This is a genomic window from Paenibacillus jepli, from assembly GCF_047238105.1.
In the GTDB taxonomy this organism is placed as follows: domain Bacteria; phylum Bacillota; class Bacilli; order Paenibacillales; family Paenibacillaceae; genus Paenibacillus_D.
In genome coordinates, this window is sequence record NZ_JBDFMD010000001.1 from 6,746,713 (window position 1) to 6,768,569 (window position 21,857).

Here is a 21,857-nt window from a genome sequence, read left to right on the forward strand (position 1 = left end):
GCAGCTATTCCTCCAAACGAACGCGATATTTCGAACTCATTCGCACCATTTCCTCTTAACATAGCCGAATGAACTCGGTTTTTCGTGTTCCCGGAAGGCAGGTTCTTCTTGTAAAGGAATAAGACATCTGATATTCTAATACATAGATTTACGATGCATAGATATTCGATGTAAAAGAAGCAACATTCCAACGGAAAGGAAGGGACCGATGAAGATTAGCAAAGAATTGCTGAAGGGCAGCACCGCGATCCTCATCTTATCGCAGCTGGAGCGAAGCGAGATGTACGGGTATGAGCTGGTTAAAGAGATCGAGAAACGCTCTGAGGGGGTGTTTGAGCTAAAGGAAGGGACGCTGTACCCGCTGCTGCATGCTCTGGAATCGGAGGCATGGGTGGAGTCGTATTGGTCGGAGACGCACGGCCGCAAGCGCAAATATTACCGCATTACCGAACGCGGTTTAAAAGGGCTGCAGGAGAAGAAAAAAGAGTGGCAAACCTTCCGTGTGGCGGTAGAACGTGTCGTGGGGGAGGGCATGGCATGAATCGGGTAAGCAGTAGGGGCGGGGAAGCAAGTCAGCAGCATGAACAACAGTCTACAGATGATTTTTTGCAGACCGTATGCGTGCAGATCCGTGCCAAAACGGCTCATCGTCAAGTAAGAAGGGAATTGGAGGGACATATCCAAGATGTAATCGAAGAGCTGACCTCGGAAGGGATGAGTCCGGAGGAAGCGGAGCGGATCGCTGTCGAGCGCATGGGTGATCCCCGCGATATCGGCAGGCAGCTGAACCAGGTACATAAGCCGGTCATCGAATGGGGAATGATTGGTCTGGCCTGCTGGCGGTGATGCTCGGGGTCGGATTATATTTTATGTATGTGCTTGAATTTCGGGCGGGCATCAGCTACAGCAATACAGTGATGTTCGGAAATATGGCAGTGTTCGCTGCTATTGGTTGCCTATTGGCGGGCGCGTGCTGGTTTTTTGATTATCGCAAGCTGCGGGACAAAGGGTGGATATTGTACGGGGCGGCAGTTATATTGGCTCTCTTTATGCTGCAATCGACGAGTCCCGTCAACGGAGCAAAGCTATACGTATTATTGCCGTTCGGGACGGTCAATGTGATGCTGGTAGCGATGTTTCTGTTTATTATTGCTAATGCGGGCATGCAGCCGGCCCGGGAGTGGACGGTCGGGCAGACCGTGCTCCAGATTGGATTGAGGCTTCTTATTCCGATTGCATTATTTTTGGCTGCCCGTGCGCATATTAGTGACCGCCATTCAATTCGTCTGGTCGATGCTGATGACGCTAGGCTGGCTGCCGTTCATCGGCATCGCGATGCCGTTTGTGAGCTATGGCGGCAGCTCGCTGCTGCTGCATATGCTCGCATTCGGGCTGGTGCTAAGTGTAGCCAAACAGCGGCGCAGTCTGGACTATGCCGGCAACGGCAGACTGGCGAGCTGAAGCCGCAGGAGCTGTGCGGCTCCTGCAAGCGGTCAGGCCATCTCCCGGTCCAGGCAGCGGTATTGGATGGCTTCTGCAATATGCTCTATCCCGATCTTCTCTGTATCCTGCAGATCGGCGATCGTCCGGGCGAGCTTCAGGACGCGGTCATGTGACCGCAGGCTCAGCCCCAGCGCCTGATACGCCTCTGCGAGCAGCTCGGCAGCTCCGCCGTCCAGCGCAGCGGCTTCCTTTAGGGCCTGGCCCTCAAGCTCACAGTTCCAGTTGACGCCCGTCCGGTCGGAGCGGGCGTCTTGACGTTCCCGCGCAACCATTACCCGCTCTTGCATCTGGGCGGTGCTGAGTCCCGGCTGCTGCGCGCCGACCTCGGCCGGACGCGGCACCTCGATCTGGAGATCGATGCGGTCCAGCAGCGGTCCTGAGATCTTGGCGCGGTAGGCAGCGATCTTCTGCGGCGAGCAGATGCACCGCTCCGGATGCAGGATATCGCCGTGATAGCCGCAGTGACACGGATTCATCGAGGCGGCCAGCATGAGATGGGCCGGGAAGCGGAGCACGGCGCGGGTCCGGGCGATCGTCACGCTGCGCTCCTCCAGCGGCTGCCGCAGCACTTCGAGCACGCCGCGCGAGAACTCGGGCAGCTCGTCGAGGAACAGCACCCCGTGATGGGCCATCGTCACCTCACCGGGCTTCGGGATTGAACCTCCGCCGATCAGGCCTCCCGCGGATATCGTGTGATGCGGAGCGCGGAACGGCCGCTCCCGGATCAGTCCGGCAGGGGCAGAGGACAGTTGGCCAGTGACGCTGCGAATTTTGGTCACCTCAAGCGCTTCCTGTTCATCGAGCGGCGGCAGGATCCCCGGCAGCCGCCGCGCCAGCATCGTCTTGCCGGTGCCTGGCGGACCGAGCAGCAGGATGTTGTGGCGTCCAGCAGCGGCTGTCATCAAGGCTCGTTTGGCATGATGCTGACCGAAGACCTCACTGTAATCGCCATGAGCAGAGAGGGACCGGCTATCGTGATCCGGCGGGGCTCCTTCGTCATGGAGCGCGGCCTCATAGACGGACAGATCAGCTCCGTGTATCACCTGCAGCAGCTCGCGCAGATGCGATACTGGATGCAGCGTCATGCCGCTGAGCAGCGCAGCCTCCGCCGCATTGCCTGCTGGCAGGAGCACCCGCGAGATCCCGCGCCGCCGGGCTTCCTCGATGATCGGCAGCACCCCCGGCACCGGTCGGATCTCGCCGCTGAGCGACAGTTCGCCGACGATGAGCAGGTTATCGAACCGTGCGGCCGGCAGCTGGCTGCTGGCAGCCAAGATACCGAGCGCGATCGCCAGATCGTAGGCCGTGCCCATCTTGCGTAGATCGGCAGGCGCCAGATTGATCGTGATGCGCTCGAGCGGGAAGCGGCAGCCGCAGTTTTTGATCGCTGCCCGCACGCGCTCCACGGACTCGCGCACCGCCGGGTCCGGCAGACCGACCAGCGCCACCTGCGGCAGGCCGCTGGCGATGTCCACCTCGACCTCGATCAGCATGCCTTCGACACCCAGTACGCTGGCGCTGCAAAGCTTCGTATACATAGACAAAGCACCTCCATCAGATATCGGATGAAGGTGCTTCCTTACGTTCCCATTTGTATATCAGTCATCGTATCGCAAGCCGGTCCGGCCTGTCAACAGGAGATCTGTCGCCATGACTCAGCGGGTACTAGCTTAACTTCGACAGATACGCATATCCGCGGTAGAGCAAGTTTAAGTATCGGTATGTTTTTGGCGCTTTGGCCGCTACGAGTGCTCGGCTCTCCGGCGAGACAAACATGAGCGTGGACGCTTCGGCGAAGTATTCTTCGGGATAGCGCTCCTCATAATGCTTGCCGCCGAACAAGAGATGCGCTTCTGCCCGAAACAGAGCCATAAATGGTCGTGAGGACGAAATGCCTCCCAGCACATGCGTATCGATGGCGTGAAACGTCTCGTGCAGCTCCAGATTGGCGGAACTGTGGCCCATCCCGCTGTGGCTGAATCCGATCCGCACGATAACGGGCTTGCCGCCGACTCCGGGGATGTCATCCCAGGTGAGGCCGCTCCGCTCCCAGCCGCGCGGCGTGTGTCCGCGAAGCCCTTGCATTTCCGGCTCGTCCGTGAGCAGCCCGCTGATCAGCCGGATCTGCACGCCGCGCTCGACCAGCAACTCGAGCATTGCGGGAGGGATGCGCAGGACCCGCTCAGTCATCTGGTCTGCAAGCGCAGCGTCGTATGCTCCTGCGGGTAAGGCAAACAGTCGCTGCTTGAGCGATCCATTGTGAATCGCGGCCTCAGCCACAGAGCTGTTCACATCACGTACTTCCACAAAGCCGGCGAACGCAGTGGAAGCCAGCGTGATGCAAATGACGCAGCGCCGCAGCACAGCGCCCCAAATCAACCTGTTCAACTTCCTTCACCCTGCCTTATCCAGTATCAAAATCACTCCCAGTTTAAGATGGCGGGAGGAGGCGCACAATAGGAAAAAAGACATAGATGGCCATCCAATATGAACGCGTTTTCTGCAATCGTTCTCAAAACGATATGAATTCGATATCAAAAAAAACTGACCTTTCTTGTTGAAAACTAAGGAAAGCTGAAACGAAAAGTGATACAATAAATAAGGTTTGTGTACATATCAAGGATCCAGCTTCGGATAGGAGGATTTCGTCAATGAATATCCATGAGTATCAAGGCAAAGAAGTCCTGAAGCAATACGGTGTCGTGGTACCGAGTGGCAAAGTGGCTTTCACCGTCGATGAAGCGGTAGAGGCTGCTGAAGCACTGGGAACACCGGTTGTTGTGGTTAAGGCGCAAATTCATGCAGGCGGACGCGGAAAGGCCGGCGGCGTCAAGGTAGCCAAATGTCTGGAAGAGGTACGCGCTTATGCAAGCGAGATTCTGGGCAAGGTTCTGGTGACGCATCAGACGGGTCCGGAAGGCAAAGAAGTCAAGCGCTTGCTAATTGAGGAAGGCTGCGACATCAAGAAAGAATATTATGTCGGCGTGGTGGTTGACCGCGCTAGCGGCGCTGTCGTCATGATGGCTTCCGAAGAAGGCGGCACCGAGATCGAAGAGGTTGCTGAACACAGCCCGGAGAAGATCTTCAAGGAGATCGTCGATCCTGCAGTAGGCTTGCAGCCGTATCAAGCGCGCAAGCTGGCTTATTCGATTAACATTCCTACAGAGCTCGTGAATAAAGCGGTCAAGTTCATGATTGCGTTGTACACCGCATTCGTGGAGAAGGACTGCTCGATCGCTGAGATCAATCCGCTTGTAGTAACTGGCGACGGCAATGTCATGGCGCTGGATGCCAAGCTTAATTTTGATTCCAACGCGCTCTACCGCCACAAGGATATCGTTGAACTGCGCGACCTTGAGGAAGAAGACGAGAAAGAAATCGAAGCGTCCAAGTTCGATCTTAGCTACATTGCGCTTGAAGGCAACATCGGTTGTATGGTCAACGGCGCAGGTCTGGCAATGGCGACGATGGACATTATCAAATATTACGGCGGCGACCCGGCCAACTTCCTCGATGTAGGGGGCGGCGCTACCACCGAGAAAGTAACGGAAGCCTTCAAAATTATCCTGTCGGATGAGAAAGTAAAAGGCATCTTCGTTAATATCTTCGGCGGCATTATGCGTTGCGACGTCATCGCCAATGGCGTTATAGAAGCGGCCAAGCAGATCGAGCTTGACCGGCCGCTCGTCGTTCGCCTGGAAGGTACGAACGTGGAGCTTGGCAAGAAAATTCTGAATGAATCGGGACTCAATATCGTAGCGGCCGATTCGATGGCGGACGGCGCTCAAAAAATTGTAGCCCTCGTTAAGTAAATTGCACGTCAGCATACGAATTCATTTAGGGGATGTGAGCCTTCGATGAGCATTTTGGTAGATAAGAATACAAAAGTCATAACGCAAGGCATTACCGGTGCAACCGGATTGTTCCATGCCAAGGGTGCACTTGAATATGGCACACAGATGGTCGGCGGCGTAACGCCGGGCAAAGGCGGCACCAATGTCGAGATTACGCTGGAGAATGGCGAGGTTGTCTCGCTGCCGGTCTTCAATACCGTAGCTGAAGCCAAAGCAGCTACCGGTGCCACGGCATCGGTTATCTACGTCCCGCCTCCGTTCGCAGCGGATGCGATCATGGAAGCGGTGGACGCTGGCATGGAGCTGGCGATCTGCATCACCGAGGGCATCCCGGTGCTGGATATGGTGAAGGTAAAGCGTTATATGGAAGGTCGCGACACCATCCTGATCGGACCGAACTGTCCAGGCGTCATCACGCCGGATGAGTGCAAGATCGGTATCATGCCGGGTTATATCCATGTCAAGGGTCATGTCGGCGTCGTATCGCGCAGCGGTACCTTGACCTACGAAGCGGTTCATCAACTGAGCACACGCGGCATTGGTCAGTCCTCTGCTGTCGGAATTGGCGGCGACCCGGTCAAAGGCGCCGAATTTATCGACATTCTGAGCCGTTTCAACGATGACCCGGACACCTACGCGGTTATCATGATCGGCGAGATCGGCGGTACGGCTGAGGAAGAAGCAGCCGAGTGGGTTAAAGCCAACATGACCAAACCGGTAGTCGGCTTCATCGGCGGCGCCACAGCGCCTCCGGGCAAGCGGATGGGACATGCCGGTGCGATCATCTCCGGCGGCAAGGGTACGGCAGCCGAGAAGATTGCCACCCTTGAGGCTTGCGGCATCAAGGTTTCGCCGACACCATCCGAGATGGGTTCGACGCTGGTCAGCGTGCTCGAAGAGCGCGGTCTGCTCGAAAAGTGCATCACCCGTCAAGCTTAATCAAACCGGACCCAGCTTCATAGCTTCATTTAAAAGGCAAGCAGCCTTTCAATACCCCGCACGGGGTTTGGAAGGCTGCTTTTTTTCAAATACAAGAAGGTATATGTTTCACCTAACTACTTGGCTTGTATTTCTCCGACAAAGCTCTCCGCACGTCCTGGAAGGGCGACGAAGTCGTTTTTGCTTGTTTCTTTCAATAATAACTTAACAGGTCGCTTGCATTCTGTTACATTGTCAAGCAAAATAGGAAAAGGATGCAGGCAGACGGAGAGGTTGTGTCCGAATGAACGTTTCCGGCTGGAATGAAAGACAAGTATTGTTTGCTATGCACGAAATCCAGGGTATAGGTTGGCATACGATCGATAAGGCCATGCAAGGCTCGATCATGGATTGCACCCGGCATGATGAGGCGGACTGGCGGCGGCTGGGTGTCCGGACAGCGCAGGCGCGAGCCTTAGTCCGTATGCTGCGTCCGGACTTTGCAACTGAGCGGGCGGAGCTATACCGGCGGCTAGGCGCGAAGATCCTTACTCGTCTCGATCCTGATTATCCACAGTGGCTGAGCCAGATCCCGCAGCCGCCCTGGGTACTCTATGCGCTGGGGCGGACAGAGCTGCTGGAAGGGCCGATGCTGGCGATAGTTGGCACGCGGTCTCCGACCGCTTACGGCAGACATATGACGAGGGAGCTGGCGGGTCAGCTCGCTGCCAGAGGTCTTGCGATCGTCAGCGGACTGGCGCGCGGGATCGACCGCTTTGCCCATGAGGCAGCGCTCAGCGAGCCTGGCAGTACGATAGCTGTGCTGGGCACGCCGCTGGATACCGCATATCCGCGAGAGCATTCCGCCCTGCAGCGCCGGATTGCCCAGGAAGGTCTTGTGCTCTCGGAGTACCCGCTCGGCACCGCATGTCATCCGGGGCTGTTTCCAGTACGCAACCGCATCATCGCCGGTTTGTCATTGGGCACGCTGGTCGTAGAGGCGGCTTCCCGCAGCGGCTCGCTCATCACGGCAGATCAGGCTCTTGATATGGGAAGAGAGGTGTTTGCGCTTCCCGGACCAGCGCATTCCCCCAAAAGCGCAGGTACCAATGAATATATCCGCGATCTGAAGGCTAAGCTGACGCTTAGTGTGGACGATATCCTCTCTGAGCTTGCCGTGCGGCTCCTCGAGACCCGTGAGGCTGCGGCAGCTCCTGTCTCCGCCACGGAGTCACAGCGGCTCACAGAGGATGAGGACAGGATCTATCGGATGCTGCAGGATGAACCGGCAACAGCAGACTCGCTGCATGCCAAGTCCGGAATGCCTTTTGGACTTTTGCACGCAGTTCTGATAAATTTAACTATAAAACGTAAGATTGAGCAACATCCCGGTTCCATTTACTGTGCCTTGTAGAAGGCAAATAGGAGAGAGGAGGACGCTTGATGGCGGATTCATTAGTCATTGTCGAATCACCGGCAAAAGCAAAAACGATCGGTAAATATCTCGGCAGCAAATATATTGTCAAAGCTTCTATGGGCCATATTCGCGATTTGCCGAAAAGCCAGATTGGCGTCGAGGTCGAAAATTCATTTCATCCCAAATATATAACGATTCGCGGCAAAGGCAGCATCCTCAAAGAACTGAAGGATGCCAGCAAAAAAGTCAAGCGCGTCTATCTGGCGGCTGACCCGGATCGTGAGGGTGAAGCCATCGCCTGGCATCTGGCGCACTATCTGGAATTAGACGAGACGGAGGATTGTCGGGTCGTCTTCAATGAGATCACGAAGCAGGCGGTCAAAGACGCCTTTAAGACACCTCGCAAGATCAATATGGACCTTGTCAACGCTCAGCAAGCCCGGCGGATCCTCGACCGGCTTGTCGGCTACAAGATCAGTCCTCTATTATGGAAGAAAGTCAAGAAAGGCTTGTCAGCAGGTCGGGTTCAATCGGTATCGGTGAAGCTGATTATCGACAGGGAAAATGAAATCGACGCATTCGTGCCGGAAGAGTATTGGTCGATCACCGCCAAGCTGAAGCATGGCAAGGCGGCATTCGAAGCCAAGTATTACTCCATTGACGGCGAGAAGCGAGAGCTCGGCAGCGAGTCCGAGATGCAGGAAGTACTGAAAGCCATGGGCAGCGGCCCCTATGAGGTCAAGGAAGTCAAGGAAAAGGAACGTCAGCGCAACCCTGCTCCGCCCTTCATCACGAGTTCTCTGCAGCAGGAAGCCGCTCGCAAACTAGGGTTCCGGGCCGCCAAGACGATGTCGGTCGCCCAGCAGCTCTATGAAGGCGTAGATCTGGGCAAGGAAGGTACAGTCGGTCTGATCACATATATGCGTACGGATTCGACGAGACTGTCTCCCCTGGCCCAGGAAGAGGCCAAATCCTACATCACGGAGAAGTACGGCACAGACTATGTGCCGGAACAGCCGCGTGTGTATACGAAGAAAAATGCCAGTGCCCAGGACGCGCATGAAGCAATCCGCCCGACCACGCCGCTGCGAGATCCGGATGAGATGAAGCCGCATTTGTCCCGGGACCAGTTCCGATTATATAAGCTCGTCTGGGAGAGATTCCTGGCCAGTCAGATGTCTTCCGCCGTACTCGATACGATGACTGTTGATTTGATGAGCGGGTCGGTCGTATATCGCGCCACCGGATCCAAGCTGAAGTTTCCCGGTTTCATGAAAGTGTATGTGGAGGGCAATGACGACGGCACGACCGAGGAGGACAAATTTCTGCCTCCGCTTGCAGCGGGCGATAAGGTTGAGCAAGAAGAGCTTGAGCCCAAGCAGCATTTTACCCAACCTCCTCCCCGGTACACGGAGGCAAGGCTGGTGCGAACGCTCGAAGAGCTGGGCATCGGACGCCCGAGTACCTACGCGCCAACATTGGAAACGATCCAGAAGCGCGGATATGTAGCGATCGAGGAGAAGAAGTTTGTACCGACGGAGCTGGGGGACCTGGTCATCCAGCTCATGGAAGAGTTTTTCCCCGAGATTCTGGACGCCGAGTTCACTGCCCATATGGAAGGGGATCTCGACCACGTCGAGGAAGGCAGCGAGGATTGGGTAAAGGTGTTGAGTACCTTCTATGGACCTTTCGAGAAGCGTCTGGAGGTTGCGGAGGAGGAGATGAAGGAGATCGAGATCCAGGATGAGGTCTCCGATGAAATCTGCGAGAAATGCGGCCGCCACCTGGTGTACAAGATGGGCCGATTCGGCAAATTCCTCGCTTGCTCAGGGTTCCCTGAGTGCCGCAACACCAAGCCTATCATCAAAGAAATCGGCGTGCCCTGCCCGCAGTGCAAAGAGGGCAAAGTCATTGAGCGGCGCAGCAAGAAAGGCCGGATTTTTTATGGCTGTGACCGTTATCCAGAGTGCGATTATGTATCCTGGGACAAACCAAGCAGCAAGCCCTGTCCGGAATGTGCGTCGCCGATGGTCGAGAAGCGCAACCGCAGCGGCGGCAAGCTCAAATGCACCTCATGCGACCATACGGAGGAATTGCCGGAGGATCAGGAACAGGCCTAGCCCGCAAGAGCGGATGATTATAAATGAAAGCAGGGAAATGTATTGACAGACAGGAAGCATGTGACCGTTGTGGGCGCCGGGCTTGCAGGCAGCGAGGCCGCATGGCAGATAGCCTCGCAGGGCGTCCCCGTTGTCTTGTATGAGATGCGTCCAGTAAAGCGGACGCCTGCCCATCACACGGATAAATTTGCCGAGCTGGTATGCAGCAACAGCTTGCGCGCCAATGGCCTTGCCAATGCCGTCGGTGTATTGAAGGAGGAGATGAGACGCCTGGATTCGCTCATCCTGAGCAGTGCGGACCGTCATGCCGTGCCGGCCGGCGGGGCCCTTGCCGTCGACCGCGAAGGGTTCTCTGAGGCCGTGACAAGCGCACTGCGCGAGCATCCGCTGATCGAGGTGCGGACTGAAGAGCTGACGGAGATTCCTGCTGAGGGCATCGTCGTGATCGCTACAGGTCCGCTGACGTCGCCGCAGCTCTCGGAGCAGATCAAGCAGCTGATGGGCGAGGAGTATTTTTACTTCTACGATGCAGCGGCGCCGATCGTCGAGAAAGACTCCTTGGATATGAGCAAAGTCTATCTCGCATCCCGTTACGACAAAGGCGAGGCCGCTTATTTGAACTGCCCGATGACCGAAGCGGAGTTCGAACGCTTCTACGAGGCGCTCGTAGAGGCGGAGACTGCAGAGCTCAAAGAGTTCGAAAAAGAGATCTATTTCGAAGGCTGCATGCCGATCGAGGTGATCGCGGGACGCGGCAAGCAGACGCTGCTCTTCGGACCGATGAAGCCCGTCGGGCTGATGAACCCGCATACCGGCAAGCTGCCTCACGCGGTTGTCCAGCTGCGCCAGGACAATGCGGCTGGCACCTTATACAATCTTGTCGGCTTCCAGACTCATTTGAAGTGGGGAGAACAGAAGCGGGTGCTATCGATGATTCCGGGATTGGAGCAGGCTGAATTTGTGCGTTACGGGGTTATGCACCGTAATACGTTTATCAATTCTCCCCGACTGCTGAAATCAACCTACCAGTTCAAGGAAAGAGACACCTTGTTTTTTGCCGGTCAGATGACCGGGGTGGAAGGGTATGTCGAATCTGCAGCATCCGGTCTTCTGGCCGGCATCAATGCAGGGAGACTGGCGCGCGGGCTGGAGCCCCTGGTCCTGCCTGAGGAGACGGCGCTGGGCAGCATGGCGGATTATATCACGACCGCAGACTTCAAGCATTTCCAGCCGATGAACGCCAACTTTGGCCTGTTCCCGCCGCTGGGCAAGAAGATCCGCAACAAAAAGGAGAAAAACGAGCAGATCGCAAATCGCGCGCTTGACGCCTTGGCGCGGTATAAGGAAGCCAATCTTGAAGGGGGTTAACCGGGTGGAGATGCAGTTTCACGCAACGACGATATGTGCGGTCAGGCATGGCGGAAAAGGCGCAATAGCTGGCGACGGCCAGGTGACATTTGGCAACAGCATGGTCATGAAAGGCACCGCAAAAAAGGTGCGCCGTCTCTATCGGGGGCAGGTTGTGGCAGGGTTCGCCGGATCGGTTGCGGATGCGATCACGCTATTCGAGAAATTCGAGGCCAAGCTGGAAGAACATCATGGCAATCTGCAGCGGGCTGCTGTGGAGCTTGCCAAAGAGTGGCGTTCGGACCGGGTGCTGCGCAAGCTGGAAGCGATGATGATCGTGATGGACGCCACAGGTCTGCTGCTGGTCTCCGGCAACGGCGAGATCATCGAACCGGATGACGATGTGTTGGCAATCGGGTCCGGCGGCAGCTTTGCGATGTCTGCGGCAAGGGCGCTGAAACGGCATGCCACGCAGCTGGATGCGGCGGAAATGGCACGTTCTGCGCTTGAGATCGCTGCCGACATCTGTGTTTTTACCAATCGCAACATTATCGTCGAAGAGCTCTGATATGGAAGATGGAGGGATCACGAGATGAGTAACGGTTCATTGACACCGCGGCAGATCGTCGCGGAGCTGGATAAGTACATTGTCGGCCAGAAACAGGCGAAGCGTTCAGTCGCCATCGCTTTGCGCAACCGTTACAGGCGGAGCCGGCTCGATGAAGCGATCCGTGATGAGATCGTACCCAAAAATATTCTGATGATCGGACCGACCGGTGTCGGCAAGACTGAGATCGCCCGCCGTCTGGCGAAGCTGGTGCATGCCCCGTTCGTCAAGGTGGAAGCAACCAAATTTACGGAGGTCGGTTATGTCGGCCGCGACGTCGAATCGATGGTCCGCGATCTGGTGGAAACGGCGATCCGGATGGTCAAGATCGAGAAGACGGAGCAGGTGAAGGAGAAAGCCGAACAGCAGGCGAATGAACGTCTGGCCGGGCTGCTCGTACCGTCTGCCACGAAGTCCAAGCCGCAGCGCAATCCTTTCGAGATGATCTTCGGCAACCAGCAGTCACAGGAGCAGGAAGAGGCGGAGGAAACGGACACCTCGGTTTTGGAACGCCGCAAGAAAGTCAAGGAGCGATTGGCGGCAGGCGAGATGGAGCAAGAGATCGTCGAGATCGAAGTGGAGGACAATGCTCCTAATATGCTCGATATGCTTGCCGGACAAGGCAATGAAGGCATGGGGATGAACATGCAGGAGATGTTCGGCCAGTTTATGCCCAAACGGATGAAGAAGCGCAAACTGGCGGTTAAAGATGCCCGAATTGTCCTGACCCAACAGGAAGCGAACAAGTTGATCGATATGGACGATGTGATCCAGGAGTCGATCATCAAGGCCGAACAATCGGGCATAATCTTCATCGATGAGATCGACAAAATCGCAGCCCCTTCTCGCGGATCAGGTCCGGATGTCTCGCGTGAAGGCGTGCAAAGGGATATCCTGCCGATCGTCGAAGGGTCGACCGTGATGACTAAGTATGGCCCGGTGCGTACCGATTATGTGCTGTTTGTCGCCGCCGGTGCCTTCCATGTCGCCAAGCCGGCCGACTTGATCCCCGAGCTGCAGGGTCGCTTCCCGATCCGGGTAGAGCTAAGCAGCTTGTCGCTGGAAGACTTTGTGAGCATCCTGACTGAACCGAAGAACGCCCTGACGAAGCAATACACGGCTCTGCTGGAGACAGAGGGCATCACGGTCGATTTCTCGGAGGAAGCGATCCGGGAGATTGCGTCGATCGCGGCGGACGTCAACCGCAACACCGAGAATATCGGCGCCCGCCGCCTCCATACCATTCTTGAGAAGCTGCTTGAGGATCTCTCGTTCGAGGCGCCGGATTTAAATCTGGAGCAGATGGTGATTACCCCTGAATACGTGCGCGACAAGGTCGGAGATATTGCACAAAATCGCGACTTGAGTCAATATATATTATAGTTCGGAATAGTTCGGTTTTCAGCACCGAGAAGGCCCTCCGACTGCCTTCAAGATTCGATGTCGAATCCGCTTCTGTGAATTTTGCATCGTGATCAAAAGCGAAAGTTGTAAAGATATTGGGAGGTCCAGGCATGACGTTACTTGCAAAGACTAGAACGCTGAACCGGCTGCTGCAAAAGGCGGCCGGCAAGGCGCTTAATTTTAGGGAAATGGCGGAAGTGCTTTGCTCTACGATCCAAGCTGATGTCTTCGTCGTCAGCCGGCGCGGCAAAGTGCTCGGCAGCGCGGCGGTAGACGTCTGGGAGCACGAGAAGCTGCGGGCGTCTGCCGCTGCTCTCCGCTTTCCCGATAAGAGCAATGAACAGCTGCTTCTGGTACAGGAGACCGTGACCAATATTGCCCCTGATGAAAGGTTGAGTCTGTCCATTCCTGATGTTTATCTAAAAGGGATGCTGACGATCATCCCCATCCAGGGGGGCGGAGACCGTCTGGGGACCGTCGTACTGGCCCGACCGACCGGTGAGTTTGACGATGACGATCTGATCCTGGCTGAGTATGGTTCAACCATTATTGGCATGGAGATATTGCGGGAGCGCGCGGAAGAGGTCGAGCTGGAAGCGCGGAGTCGGGCGGTTGTATCGGTTGCGGTCAATTCATTGTCCTTCAGCGAGCTCGAAGCAGTCGAGCATATTTTTGAGGAGCTGGGTAGCCGCGAGGGGCTGCTGGTCGCTTCCAAAGTGGCGGATCGGGTCGGCATCACGCGATCGGTTATCGTCAATGCCTTGCGCAAGCTGGAGAGCGCAGGCGTCATCGAGAGTCGATCGCTGGGGATGAAAGGGACCTACATTAAGATCCTCAATGAACAGCTGATCCAGGAATTAAATAAAGTAAAAATATGAGAGTGCTCTCATTCTGCTCTCATCCTGGAGATCTGTCTTAAGCAATCGGCAGATTGGAAGCGGGAACGCTTTTTAGGAATATAGCCCGAAAGAAAACGTGAGTACAGATGATGCTTCTTTTGCGATAATCATCATTATTTTTTTGGTGATTATGCAAATTGTCATAAAAAAACAGGTATATGTACCCTTGAACGCCCTATCTTGGACAAAAGATAGGGCTTTTTTCTCATTGTTATATAAATGGGAATTATGGAATATTATCTATGTGGCAAGTATCGACAAAGATTTCTCATTATTTTAATAAAGATTTGTCGATGAAAGAGGAAAGAAGTAGCAGGCGTTGAATACTTAAGGTACTGCAAGTTCAAAAGTGGGAGGGTTCGACAGTGGAAGTGTTGAACGGCGCATCATTCGACAGATTGCAACAAGCAATCAAAGCGGCCGAACTCAGGCAAGGCGTCATATCGAATAATGTCGCAAATGCCGACACGCCTTTTTTCAAAAGGTCGGAAGTCATATTCGAGGATTATCTGGAGCGGGTGATGAGTGAACCGCAAGCTAACGGATTGCCGGTTAAAAAGACTCATGCGAAGCATCTGAGTCCCGGACAAGCCGCAATTCCGGTGCAAACACGAGTTGTAACGGACAATTCAACTGCAATGAACAATAATGTCAACAATGTTGACATAGACCGCGAGATGTCGCTGCTTGCCAAAAATCAGCTGCGCTACAACCTGCTGATCAGCCAAATGAATCATGATGTGAAAATGATGCGAACCGCGATCGAAGGGAGGGTGTAACGGATGAAGCTGAACAACGGATTTGACGCAAGCAGCTCGGCATTGACCGCCCAGCGCTTCCGGATGGATATCATCTCCTCCAACATCGCCAATGCCGAGACGACCCGCGGGCGTCTGGTGAACGGACAATTCGAGCCATACACCCGGAAGATGGCCGTCATGGAGCCGCTCCAGCCCAAGTTTGCCGATGTGCTCGGCAAGCAGCTCTCCGGGGCCAATGAGTCCGGAGGAGTAAAAGTGACCAGAGTCATGGAGGACCGCACACCGCCTAAACTGGTCTATAATCCCAGCCATCCCGATGCAGATGAGCAAGGATATGTCAAATTACCTAATGTTGACGTCCTAAAAGAAATGGTTGATATGATCTCGGCGACCCGCTCCTACGAGGCGAACGTCACAGCATTGAATGCGACCAAAGCGATGTTCACAAAAGCGCTCGAAATCGGTAGAGGACAATAACATCAAGGGAGGTTCATCAAAATGATAGGCAATCTTCTGCTTCACCCGCTGCATGCCGGAACGGTGCAGACACAGCCCCTGCAATCCAAGGCGACGCCCGCAGAAGCGACCCAGGACTTTGGTCAGTACCTGAAGCAAGCGCTTGACGGCGCAGCAGCACAGGAAAAAGGAGTACATACCATAACTGACCAATTCATCATCGGCCAGGCCGATGTGTCGGATGTCATGGTCGCGGCCAATCAGGCCCACCTTACGCTGCAGCTGACTTCGCAAGTGCGAAATAAAGTTATCGAAGCGTATCAGGAAATGATGAGGATGCAGTTGTAGCCCGAAGTCGATGTAAAGAGAGGTGAAATCGTGAACGAGAGGATCGCCCAATATCGAGAGCGCGTAGCTGGGTATTGGATGAATTTTACTGGAAAGCAAAAAATCATGTTGGGCGTGGCTGTCGCGCTTTTGATCTTGTCGGTCATCGTGCTGACCTATCTGTTCTCCCGTACGGAGTACGAAGTCGTCTTCCGGGACCTCGATGCAGCAGATACAGCAGCCATAACCGAGTATCTCGAAGGCAATAACATCCTGTATCAGCTCGGGACCGACGGCTCCAGCATCCTGGTGCCTAGCGCGGTTGCCTCTCAAGTAAGAGTAGATGTAGGTTCGAGAGGAATGATCCAGAATGGATCGATCGGTTTCGAATCCTTTGGCAACAGCTCCTCCACCTTTGGCCGGACCGACAATGAATTCAATGTGATGTACCGGAACGCGCTCAATGGCGAGATCCAGCGACTACTCAACGGCATGAGAGGGGTCCAGAGCTCCCACGTGCTCGTCAATCTGCCGGAGGAAACGGTGTTCATGACGCCCGGCGAGCCTGAGCGGGCATCGGCATCAATCAATATGCAATTTAAGCTTGGTTATACGCCGACCCAAGCCGAGATCGACGGTTACTTCAATCTCGTCCGAACGGCCGTGCGCAACCTTAGCGTTGAAGATATCACAATTACAAGTCCCGAGGGCGAGCTGTTTCCAAGCGAATTGTCCGCCGGCAACGGACTGAACACACAGCCTGTCGATGCGCAGTTCCAGATCCAGCGCAAGTTTGAAGGCGAGCTTAGGAAGACCATTCAGACTTATCTGAGCAGAATCTATGGCGGCGACCGAGTCAACGTAAGCATCGTCAGCAGCCTCAACTTTGATCAGAAGAGCTCCACCGAGTCGCTCGTGGTGCCTTTGCCAGACAATAACAACAACGGCATCATTATCTCCCAGGCCGAGACCAACTCATCTGCGACCGGTACGAACGGGGCGTCGGGCGGCGTAGTAGGAACGGGAGAAACCGATGTCCCCGGATATCAGGCGGCAGACGGTGCAGGAACGATGAGCTCGGAGGACTCCTCCAGAACAACCAATTACGAGGTTAGCCGGGTTACGAATCAGATCGTATCTGCTCCTTATCAGGTCAAGGATTTGTCGATTAGTGTCGGACTCGCGACCGATACAATCTCTGAAGAAAGCCGCACCGAGCTGAACCGCTATCTGACGTCAATCGTCGTTGCGCAGCTTCGTGACTCCGGGCAGAACGTGGACGATATGAATCTGATGGGCCAGAAGGTATCGGTGTTCGCCCAGCCTTTCGCAGGTCTGGAAGATGAAGGTGGATCGTCAGGCCTATCTACTGCCTGGATGATTGGTCTTGGTGTCCTGGCTTTGGCTCTGGTAGGCGGAGCGGCCTATATGATCGCGGCACGCAGACGCAACCGCGCCCTTGCAGAAGCAGAAGAACTGGAACAAGAAGAATTGTTGGAGTCGGCCAAGGTCGAGTATCCAACAATCGATCTGGATAATGTCGGCAACGACAGTCAAGTCCGCAAACAACTCGAACAACTGGCCAAGCGCAAACCGGATGAGTTCGTCAATCTGCTCCGCACCTGGCTTGTTGATGAATAGAGGTGGGTATAATGGCCAAAACAATGCAGGGATTGAGCGGGCGCCAAAAGGCAGCCATCCTGCTGATCACGCTTGGGCCGGAAGTGTCAGCTCAGATCTTCAAGCATCTGCGTGAAGATGAGATCGAACAGCTGACACTGGAGATTGCGAATGTCCGCAAGGTCGACAGTCTCGACAAAGAAACGATTCTCGGCGAATTTCATCAAATATGTATGGCGCAAGAATATATCTCGCAAGGCGGTATTGCTTACGCGAAGACGATACTCGAGAAAGCGCTCGGCGAGCAAAAGGCGCTTGATGTCATCAACCGCCTGACCGCGACGTTGCAGGTGAGACCGTTCGACTTTGCACGCAAGGCGGATCCGAGCCAGATCCTGAACTTCATCCAGAACGAGAATTCGCAGACGATCGCGCTGGTGCTCTCGTACCTGCAGTCCGAGCAGTCCTCGGCGATTCTGTCATCGCTCCCGCAAGACAAGCAGGCGGACGTGGCACGCCGAATCGCGCTGATGGACAGCACCTCGCCAGAGGTAATCTCGCAGGTCGAACGCATTCTCGAACAGAAGCTTTCCGCAACCGTTACTCAAGATTACACCATTGCGGGGGGTATTGAATCAATTGTCCAAATATTAAATGGCGTCGACCGGGGAACGGAGCGCACGATCCTCGATTCTCTGGAGATCCAGGACCCCGAGCTGGCAGAGGAAATCAAGAAGCGGATGTTCGTATTCGAGGATATCGTCAACATCGACAATCGTTCGATCCAGCGGATTATCCGCGATATCGAAAACGCGGACCTGCAGCTGGCGCTTAAGGTGGCCAGCGAGGAAGTACGGGACGCGATCTTCCGCAATATGTCGAAGCGGATGTCGGAGACCTTCAAGGAGGAAATGGAGTTTATGGGACCGGTCAGGCTGCGTGACGTGGAAGAGGCGCAGACTCGCATCGTAGCTACGATCCGCAGACTTGAGGAATCCGGCGAGATCATTATCGCTCGCGGCGGAGGAGATGATATCATTGTCTAATTTGATTAAATCCTCGCACGTCATCCCGGTGGAAGAGTTGAAACGGCTGCAATGGGAAGACCGCTATGCAGCGCTGTACCAGCCTCCTGTTCAGGAGACAGACATTCCGGCGGGGCCGGATCCAGAGACCATCTCGCTCCGGGATCAAATTATCAGTGATGCGGAAGCCTTCGCAGAGGAACGGATCCGCGAAAGTGCCCAGACGGCCGAGCGGCAGCTGGCAGAAGCCCAAGAGACCATCGAGCAGTGGTGGGAGGGCAGAAGGAGCTCCGACGCCCAGGTCATCGAAGAGGCGCGGCAGTCCGGCGCCGAGCAAGGGTATCGCGAGGGCTATGAGCAGGCGAAGGCAGATATCGAGCAGCAGTGGCAAGGTCTCATGGCCGAGGCGCAGCAGATGCTGGAGCATGCTTACAAAATGCGGGAGACGATCATCCAGGAAGCGGAGCCGTTCGTCGTGGAGCTCAGCTGCGCGATCGCCGAGAAGGTGATCGCCCGTCATATGGAAGGGACACCGGAGCTTGCCCTGGAGCTGATCCGCAGGTCACTCTCCAGAAGGCGCGAGCAAGGGGTGATTACGCTGTGCGTGGCGCCGGGGCAGCTAGCCTTCGTACAAGCGGCAAGAGAAGAACTGGCGCTCGTCATCGATTCACAGGCGGAGCTGAGGATCCTTCCTGATGCATCGGTCAAGGATCACGGCTGTGTCATCCGCTCGTCCTTCGGCAGTATCGATGCCAGAATCGACACTCAGCTCGAGGAGATCAAGCGGGAGCTGACCCAACTGGCTCTGCAGAGCGAAGAGAGTGAGGGCGACGATGCGTCAGGCGTTTGATATCTCACGGTATACAGAGCAGCTGCGTTCTATCGATCCGGTCAGGGTGAACGGCAAGGTAACACAGGTCATCGGACTGACTGTTGAGTCCGAAGGACCCGATGCCAGTGTCGGCGATGTCTGTCTCATCTACCCGGCCAAATCGGCAAAGCCGATCAAAGCCGAGGTCGTCGGCTTCCGGGATAACAAGGTCATCCTGATGCCGCTAGGCGACCTGCAGTCGATAGGACCCGGCTGCGACGTAGTCGGCACCGGCAAGCCGCTCACCGTCCAGGTCGGCTCAGAGCTGCTGGGCAAAGTGTTGGACGGGCTCGGGCAGCCGCTTGACGGTTCGTTGATCCCCAAGCGGATGCCGCACTACTCGACGAACAATCTGCCGGGCAACCCGCTGGCACGCCCTCGTGTCCAGGAGCCGCTGAGCATCGGCGTCCGGGCGATCGATGGACTGCTTACTGTAGGCAGAGGACAGCGTGTAGGTATATTTGCCGGATCCGGTGTAGGCAAGAGTACCTTGCTTGGCATGATCGCCCGCAATACCTCAGCCGATGTCAACGTGATCGCGCTGATCGGAGAACGCGGCCGCGAAGTGCTGGAGTTTATCGAGAAGGACCTTGGTCCGGAAGGGCTGGCACGATCAGTCGTCATCGTCGCCACCTCGGACCAGCCGGCGCTCATCCGAATGAAGGGGGCGCTGATTGCGACATCGATCGCCGAGTATTTCAGAGACCGCGGGCTGAACGTCATGCTCATGATGGATTCGGTCACACGGTATGCGATGGCGCTCCGGGAAGTCGGGCTCGCGATTGGCGAGCCGCCGGCGACCAGAGGCTACACGCCTTCCGTATTTGCGGCGCTGCCGAAGCTGCTGGAGCGCGCAGGCACAGGCCCCAGCGGCTCGATCACCGCATTCTATACGGTACTGGTCGACGGCGACGATATGAATGAACCGATCGCTGACGCAGTACGCGGCATCCTCGATGGCCATATTGTCCTGAGCCGGGCGCTGGCTCACAAAGGTCATTACCCGGCGATCGATGTGCTGCAATCCGTCAGCCGGGTGATGAAGGAGATCGTCGCAGAGGAGCATCAGGATGCGGCCTATGAACTCAAGCGGCTGCTTGCCGTCTACCGGGATTCGGAAGATCTCATCAATATCGGCGCTTATCAGTCCGGCTCCAATGAGGAGATCGACAAAGCGATCCAGCAGATCGATGACATCAACCGCTTCACGCGCCAGAAGACAACCGAGAAAGCCGGTCTTGAGGACACCATCCAGCGATTGATCAACGACTTTTACAGGAGCTGAGAATAGATGGCCAAGTATCATTATCCCTATCAAAAAATAGTCGATCTTAAGACGAGCGAGAAAACGCAGGCCGAGTGGATTTTATCAACCGCACTGGGCAAGCTGCAGGACGAAGAACAGACGCTGCATGGACTGAGAAGAGAAAAGGCGCTTCGCCAGGAGGAAATGCTCCACTCGGCGGCCCAGGTCGTCTCGCTCTCGGAGCTCCGCATCAGCCAGGATTATATCCGTTTCCTGGATGAATGCATCGAGCGCAAGCTTGAAGATGTAAGCAGTGCAAAGCGAGATGTGGAAATAAGCCAGAGCAAGCTGACCGACAAGATGATGGACGAGAAAGTGTGGCTGAAGGCTAAGGAAAAGTCGACCTTTCGATTTAGGCAGGAGCTGCTGCTTCGGGAGCAGAACGAACTGGACGAAATGGCTTCGGTCCGGTACGCAGCACCGGCCCATTCCTAAGATGGCCGCACCCGCGGACGTCCCGGAATTGCCGAGGAGGGGTTAGAGTGACGGAATTGGAAGCTGAGAAGGGCTACAGCGGGTGGGAACGATTTTTGTTTTTTGTTGTTCCGATCCTGTTTACTGTACTGCTCCTTGGCGCATTGGTAATTGTATTCAATGATGATCTCCGCAACAAGATGCTTGCCATGGGCAACGATATTCCGCTGGTCGGTTCGCTGCTGCCTAGCCCGCCGCTGTCCGAAGCGGATAAGGAGAAGGCAGCCGCCGAGACGGCCCAGGCGGAGGATGAGACCGTGGATCGGGTAAGCGAGCTGGAAGCACTCCTCCTGTCCAAGGAGGCTGAGCTGACGGAAACCGCGGCTTCGGCAGCGCGTGCCGAAGAGCTGGCCGGCAATCTCCAGCGCGAGATCGATCAGCTGAAACGGGTGAACGAGGAACAGCAGCTGGATGATGAAGCGTATAACAGCAACATCAAAAGTCTGGCCGGCATGTATGCCCAGATGGCGCCAAACAAAGCGGCGCCGATCCTGGAGAGTATGACGATGGAAGAGACGGTGCTGATCCTCGGCGCGATGCGGCCGGAGGATCGGGTGCGCATCATGGAGCGCATGACACCACGGGCCGCAGCCGACGCGACGGCGATGATGAAGGATGCTGTCCCTGCGAAGGACCAGCAGATCGCAGCATTGCAGGCGAGACTGGAGAAGCAGCAATCGGAAACAGCACTTCCTGCTACCCAACTGGACGAGGCTCAGCTCAGTGCGACGTTCTCGACGATGGATCCGGCCAGAGCTGCCGAGCTCTTGCTGAAGATGGCCGATCTCAGTCCAAGTAAAGTGCTCCGCATTCTTAACGCTGTGAATAGCGGCGCCAGGTCGGCGATCGTCGCGGAGATGTCATCGCAGAACAAGGAGATCACCGCTCAATTGGTCGCCAAGCTGATGCCGGGTTAGAGAAGATTTCAGAGTATGAAGGGAGGTGAAA

At 55.7% G+C, this 21,857-nt stretch carries 22 protein-coding genes; 20 read left to right on the forward strand and 2 right to left on the reverse strand.

The genetic code is table 11. From position 1 onward, the window contains the following. Nucleotides 1-208: 208 nt before the first annotated feature. The 3 genes from ABC336_RS28795 (at nt 209) to ABC336_RS28805 (ending at nt 1,461) form a co-directional block, all read left to right on the forward strand. Nucleotides 209-541 (forward strand): PadR family transcriptional regulator, encoded by a 333-nt coding sequence (locus tag ABC336_RS28795; RefSeq protein WP_413241932.1) that lies wholly within the window; start codon nt 209-211, stop codon nt 539-541. Further along, entirely contained in the window at nt 538-846 is a 309-nt protein-coding gene (locus ABC336_RS28800; protein WP_413241933.1) for a permease prefix domain 1-containing protein, read from the forward strand. Before ABC336_RS28795 ends, ABC336_RS28800 begins: the two co-directional genes overlap by 4 nt. A gap of 387 nt (nt 847-1,233) precedes the next feature. Beyond that, nucleotides 1,234-1,461 carry an FtsW/RodA/SpoVE family cell cycle protein gene (locus tag ABC336_RS28805; RefSeq protein ID WP_413241934.1) on the forward strand — a complete coding sequence of 76 codons (228 nt, stop codon included), beginning with the start codon at nt 1,234-1,236 and terminating at the stop codon, nt 1,459-1,461. A 32-nt stretch (nt 1,462-1,493) separates the two neighbouring features. On the opposite strand, the gene ABC336_RS28810 is transcribed toward ABC336_RS28805, so the two are convergent. After that, nucleotides 1,494-3,041, reverse strand: a complete 1,548-nt coding sequence (locus tag ABC336_RS28810) for a YifB family Mg chelatase-like AAA ATPase (protein WP_413241935.1) — start codon at nt 3,039-3,041, stop codon at nt 1,494-1,496. Between the two features lie 127 nt (nt 3,042-3,168). Further along, complete coding sequence (locus ABC336_RS28815; protein WP_413241936.1) at nt 3,169-3,891, reverse strand: anthrax toxin lethal factor-related metalloendopeptidase; 723 nt, start codon at nt 3,889-3,891, stop codon at nt 3,169-3,171. Between the two features lie 263 nt (nt 3,892-4,154). Between ABC336_RS28815 and sucC the strand changes: the two genes are divergently transcribed. The 17 genes from sucC (at nt 4,155) to ABC336_RS28900 (ending at nt 21,826) form a co-directional block, all read left to right on the forward strand. Next, nucleotides 4,155-5,315 (forward strand): ADP-forming succinate--CoA ligase subunit beta, encoded by a 1,161-nt coding sequence (gene sucC, locus ABC336_RS28820; RefSeq protein ID WP_413241937.1) that lies wholly within the window; start codon nt 4,155-4,157, stop codon nt 5,313-5,315. A gap of 45 nt (nt 5,316-5,360) precedes the next feature. Further along, nucleotides 5,361-6,296 carry a succinate--CoA ligase subunit alpha gene (gene sucD / locus ABC336_RS28825; protein ID WP_413241938.1) on the forward strand — a complete coding sequence of 312 codons (936 nt, stop codon included), beginning with the start codon at nt 5,361-5,363 and terminating at the stop codon, nt 6,294-6,296. 283 nt (nt 6,297-6,579) lie between these two features. After that, complete coding sequence (gene dprA / locus ABC336_RS28830) at nt 6,580-7,689, forward strand: DNA-processing protein DprA (RefSeq protein WP_413241939.1); 1,110 nt, start codon at nt 6,580-6,582, stop codon at nt 7,687-7,689. A gap of 29 nt (nt 7,690-7,718) precedes the next feature. Then, complete coding sequence (gene topA / locus ABC336_RS28835; protein ID WP_413241940.1) at nt 7,719-9,812, forward strand: type I DNA topoisomerase; 2,094 nt, start codon at nt 7,719-7,721, stop codon at nt 9,810-9,812. Nucleotides 9,813-9,854: 42 nt separating this feature from the next. Then, on the forward strand, nt 9,855-11,180 hold the full coding sequence (gene trmFO / locus ABC336_RS28840; RefSeq protein ID WP_413241941.1) for an FADH(2)-oxidizing methylenetetrahydrofolate--tRNA-(uracil(54)-C(5))-methyltransferase TrmFO: 1,326 nt from the start codon (nt 9,855-9,857) through the stop codon (nt 11,178-11,180). Nucleotides 11,181-11,184: 4 nt separating this feature from the next. Further along, entirely contained in the window at nt 11,185-11,727 is a 543-nt protein-coding gene (gene hslV / locus ABC336_RS28845) for an ATP-dependent protease subunit HslV (RefSeq protein ID WP_413241942.1), read from the forward strand. Nucleotides 11,728-11,751: 24 nt separating this feature from the next. Further along, on the forward strand, nt 11,752-13,149 hold the full coding sequence (gene hslU / locus ABC336_RS28850) for an ATP-dependent protease ATPase subunit HslU (protein WP_413241943.1): 1,398 nt from the start codon (nt 11,752-11,754) through the stop codon (nt 13,147-13,149). A 131-nt stretch (nt 13,150-13,280) separates the two neighbouring features. Beyond that, entirely contained in the window at nt 13,281-14,048 is a 768-nt protein-coding gene (codY, locus tag ABC336_RS28855) for a GTP-sensing pleiotropic transcriptional regulator CodY (RefSeq protein ID WP_413241944.1), read from the forward strand. 386 nt (nt 14,049-14,434) lie between these two features. Beyond that, entirely contained in the window at nt 14,435-14,848 is a 414-nt protein-coding gene (gene flgB, locus ABC336_RS28860; RefSeq protein WP_413241945.1) for a flagellar basal body rod protein FlgB, read from the forward strand. A gap of 3 nt (nt 14,849-14,851) precedes the next feature. Then, nucleotides 14,852-15,307, forward strand: coding sequence for a flagellar basal body rod protein FlgC (flgC, locus tag ABC336_RS28865; RefSeq protein ID WP_413241946.1), 456 nt, complete (start codon nt 14,852-14,854; stop codon nt 15,305-15,307). Between the two features lie 21 nt (nt 15,308-15,328). Then, entirely contained in the window at nt 15,329-15,634 is a 306-nt protein-coding gene (gene fliE, locus ABC336_RS28870) for a flagellar hook-basal body complex protein FliE (RefSeq protein WP_413241947.1), read from the forward strand. Between the two features lie 30 nt (nt 15,635-15,664). Further along, complete coding sequence (gene fliF / locus ABC336_RS28875; protein ID WP_413241948.1) at nt 15,665-17,254, forward strand: flagellar basal-body MS-ring/collar protein FliF; 1,590 nt, start codon at nt 15,665-15,667, stop codon at nt 17,252-17,254. An 11-nt stretch (nt 17,255-17,265) separates the two neighbouring features. Beyond that, nucleotides 17,266-18,279, forward strand: a complete 1,014-nt coding sequence (gene fliG, locus ABC336_RS28880; RefSeq protein ID WP_413241949.1) for a flagellar motor switch protein FliG — start codon at nt 17,266-17,268, stop codon at nt 18,277-18,279. Further along, complete coding sequence (locus ABC336_RS28885; protein ID WP_413241950.1) at nt 18,272-19,108, forward strand: FliH/SctL family protein; 837 nt, start codon at nt 18,272-18,274, stop codon at nt 19,106-19,108. Before fliG ends, ABC336_RS28885 begins: the two co-directional genes overlap by 8 nt. Continuing rightward, nucleotides 19,092-20,414, forward strand: a complete 1,323-nt coding sequence (gene fliI, locus ABC336_RS28890) for a flagellar protein export ATPase FliI (protein ID WP_413241951.1) — start codon at nt 19,092-19,094, stop codon at nt 20,412-20,414. The genes ABC336_RS28885 and fliI overlap by 17 nt, the downstream gene beginning before the upstream one ends. A 6-nt stretch (nt 20,415-20,420) precedes the next feature. After that, nucleotides 20,421-20,870, forward strand: a complete 450-nt coding sequence (gene fliJ, locus ABC336_RS28895) for a flagellar export protein FliJ (RefSeq protein WP_413241952.1) — start codon at nt 20,421-20,423, stop codon at nt 20,868-20,870. Between the two features lie 47 nt (nt 20,871-20,917). After that, nucleotides 20,918-21,826 carry a MotE family protein gene (locus ABC336_RS28900; RefSeq protein ID WP_413241953.1) on the forward strand — a complete coding sequence of 303 codons (909 nt, stop codon included), beginning with the start codon at nt 20,918-20,920 and terminating at the stop codon, nt 21,824-21,826. Nucleotides 21,827-21,857: the final 31 nt, after the last annotated feature.

Coding starts and splice junctions, on each gene's coding strand:
- flgC (WP_413241946.1), top strand. CDS start 14,852: ATGAAGCTGAACAACGGATTTGACGCAAGCAGCTCGGCATTGACCGCC.
- sucD (WP_413241938.1), top strand. CDS start 5,361: ATGAGCATTTTGGTAGATAAGAATACAAAAGTCATAACGCAAGGCATT.
- ABC336_RS28810 (WP_413241935.1), bottom strand. CDS start 3,041: ATGTATACGAAGCTTTGCAGCGCCAGCGTACTGGGTGTCGAAGGCATG.
- ABC336_RS28800 (WP_413241933.1), top strand. CDS start 538: ATGAATCGGGTAAGCAGTAGGGGCGGGGAAGCAAGTCAGCAGCATGAA.
- fliJ (WP_413241952.1), top strand. CDS start 20,421: ATGGCCAAGTATCATTATCCCTATCAAAAAATAGTCGATCTTAAGACG.
- ABC336_RS28795 (WP_413241932.1), top strand. CDS start 209: ATGAAGATTAGCAAAGAATTGCTGAAGGGCAGCACCGCGATCCTCATC.
- sucC (WP_413241937.1), top strand. CDS start 4,155: ATGAATATCCATGAGTATCAAGGCAAAGAAGTCCTGAAGCAATACGGT.
- dprA (WP_413241939.1), top strand. CDS start 6,580: ATGAACGTTTCCGGCTGGAATGAAAGACAAGTATTGTTTGCTATGCAC.
- fliG (WP_413241949.1), top strand. CDS start 17,266: ATGGCCAAAACAATGCAGGGATTGAGCGGGCGCCAAAAGGCAGCCATC.
- fliE (WP_413241947.1), top strand. CDS start 15,329: ATGATAGGCAATCTTCTGCTTCACCCGCTGCATGCCGGAACGGTGCAG.
- codY (WP_413241944.1), top strand. CDS start 13,281: ATGACGTTACTTGCAAAGACTAGAACGCTGAACCGGCTGCTGCAAAAG.
- hslU (WP_413241943.1), top strand. CDS start 11,752: ATGAGTAACGGTTCATTGACACCGCGGCAGATCGTCGCGGAGCTGGAT.
- topA (WP_413241940.1), top strand. CDS start 7,719: ATGGCGGATTCATTAGTCATTGTCGAATCACCGGCAAAAGCAAAAACG.
- fliI (WP_413241951.1), top strand. CDS start 19,092: ATGCGTCAGGCGTTTGATATCTCACGGTATACAGAGCAGCTGCGTTCT.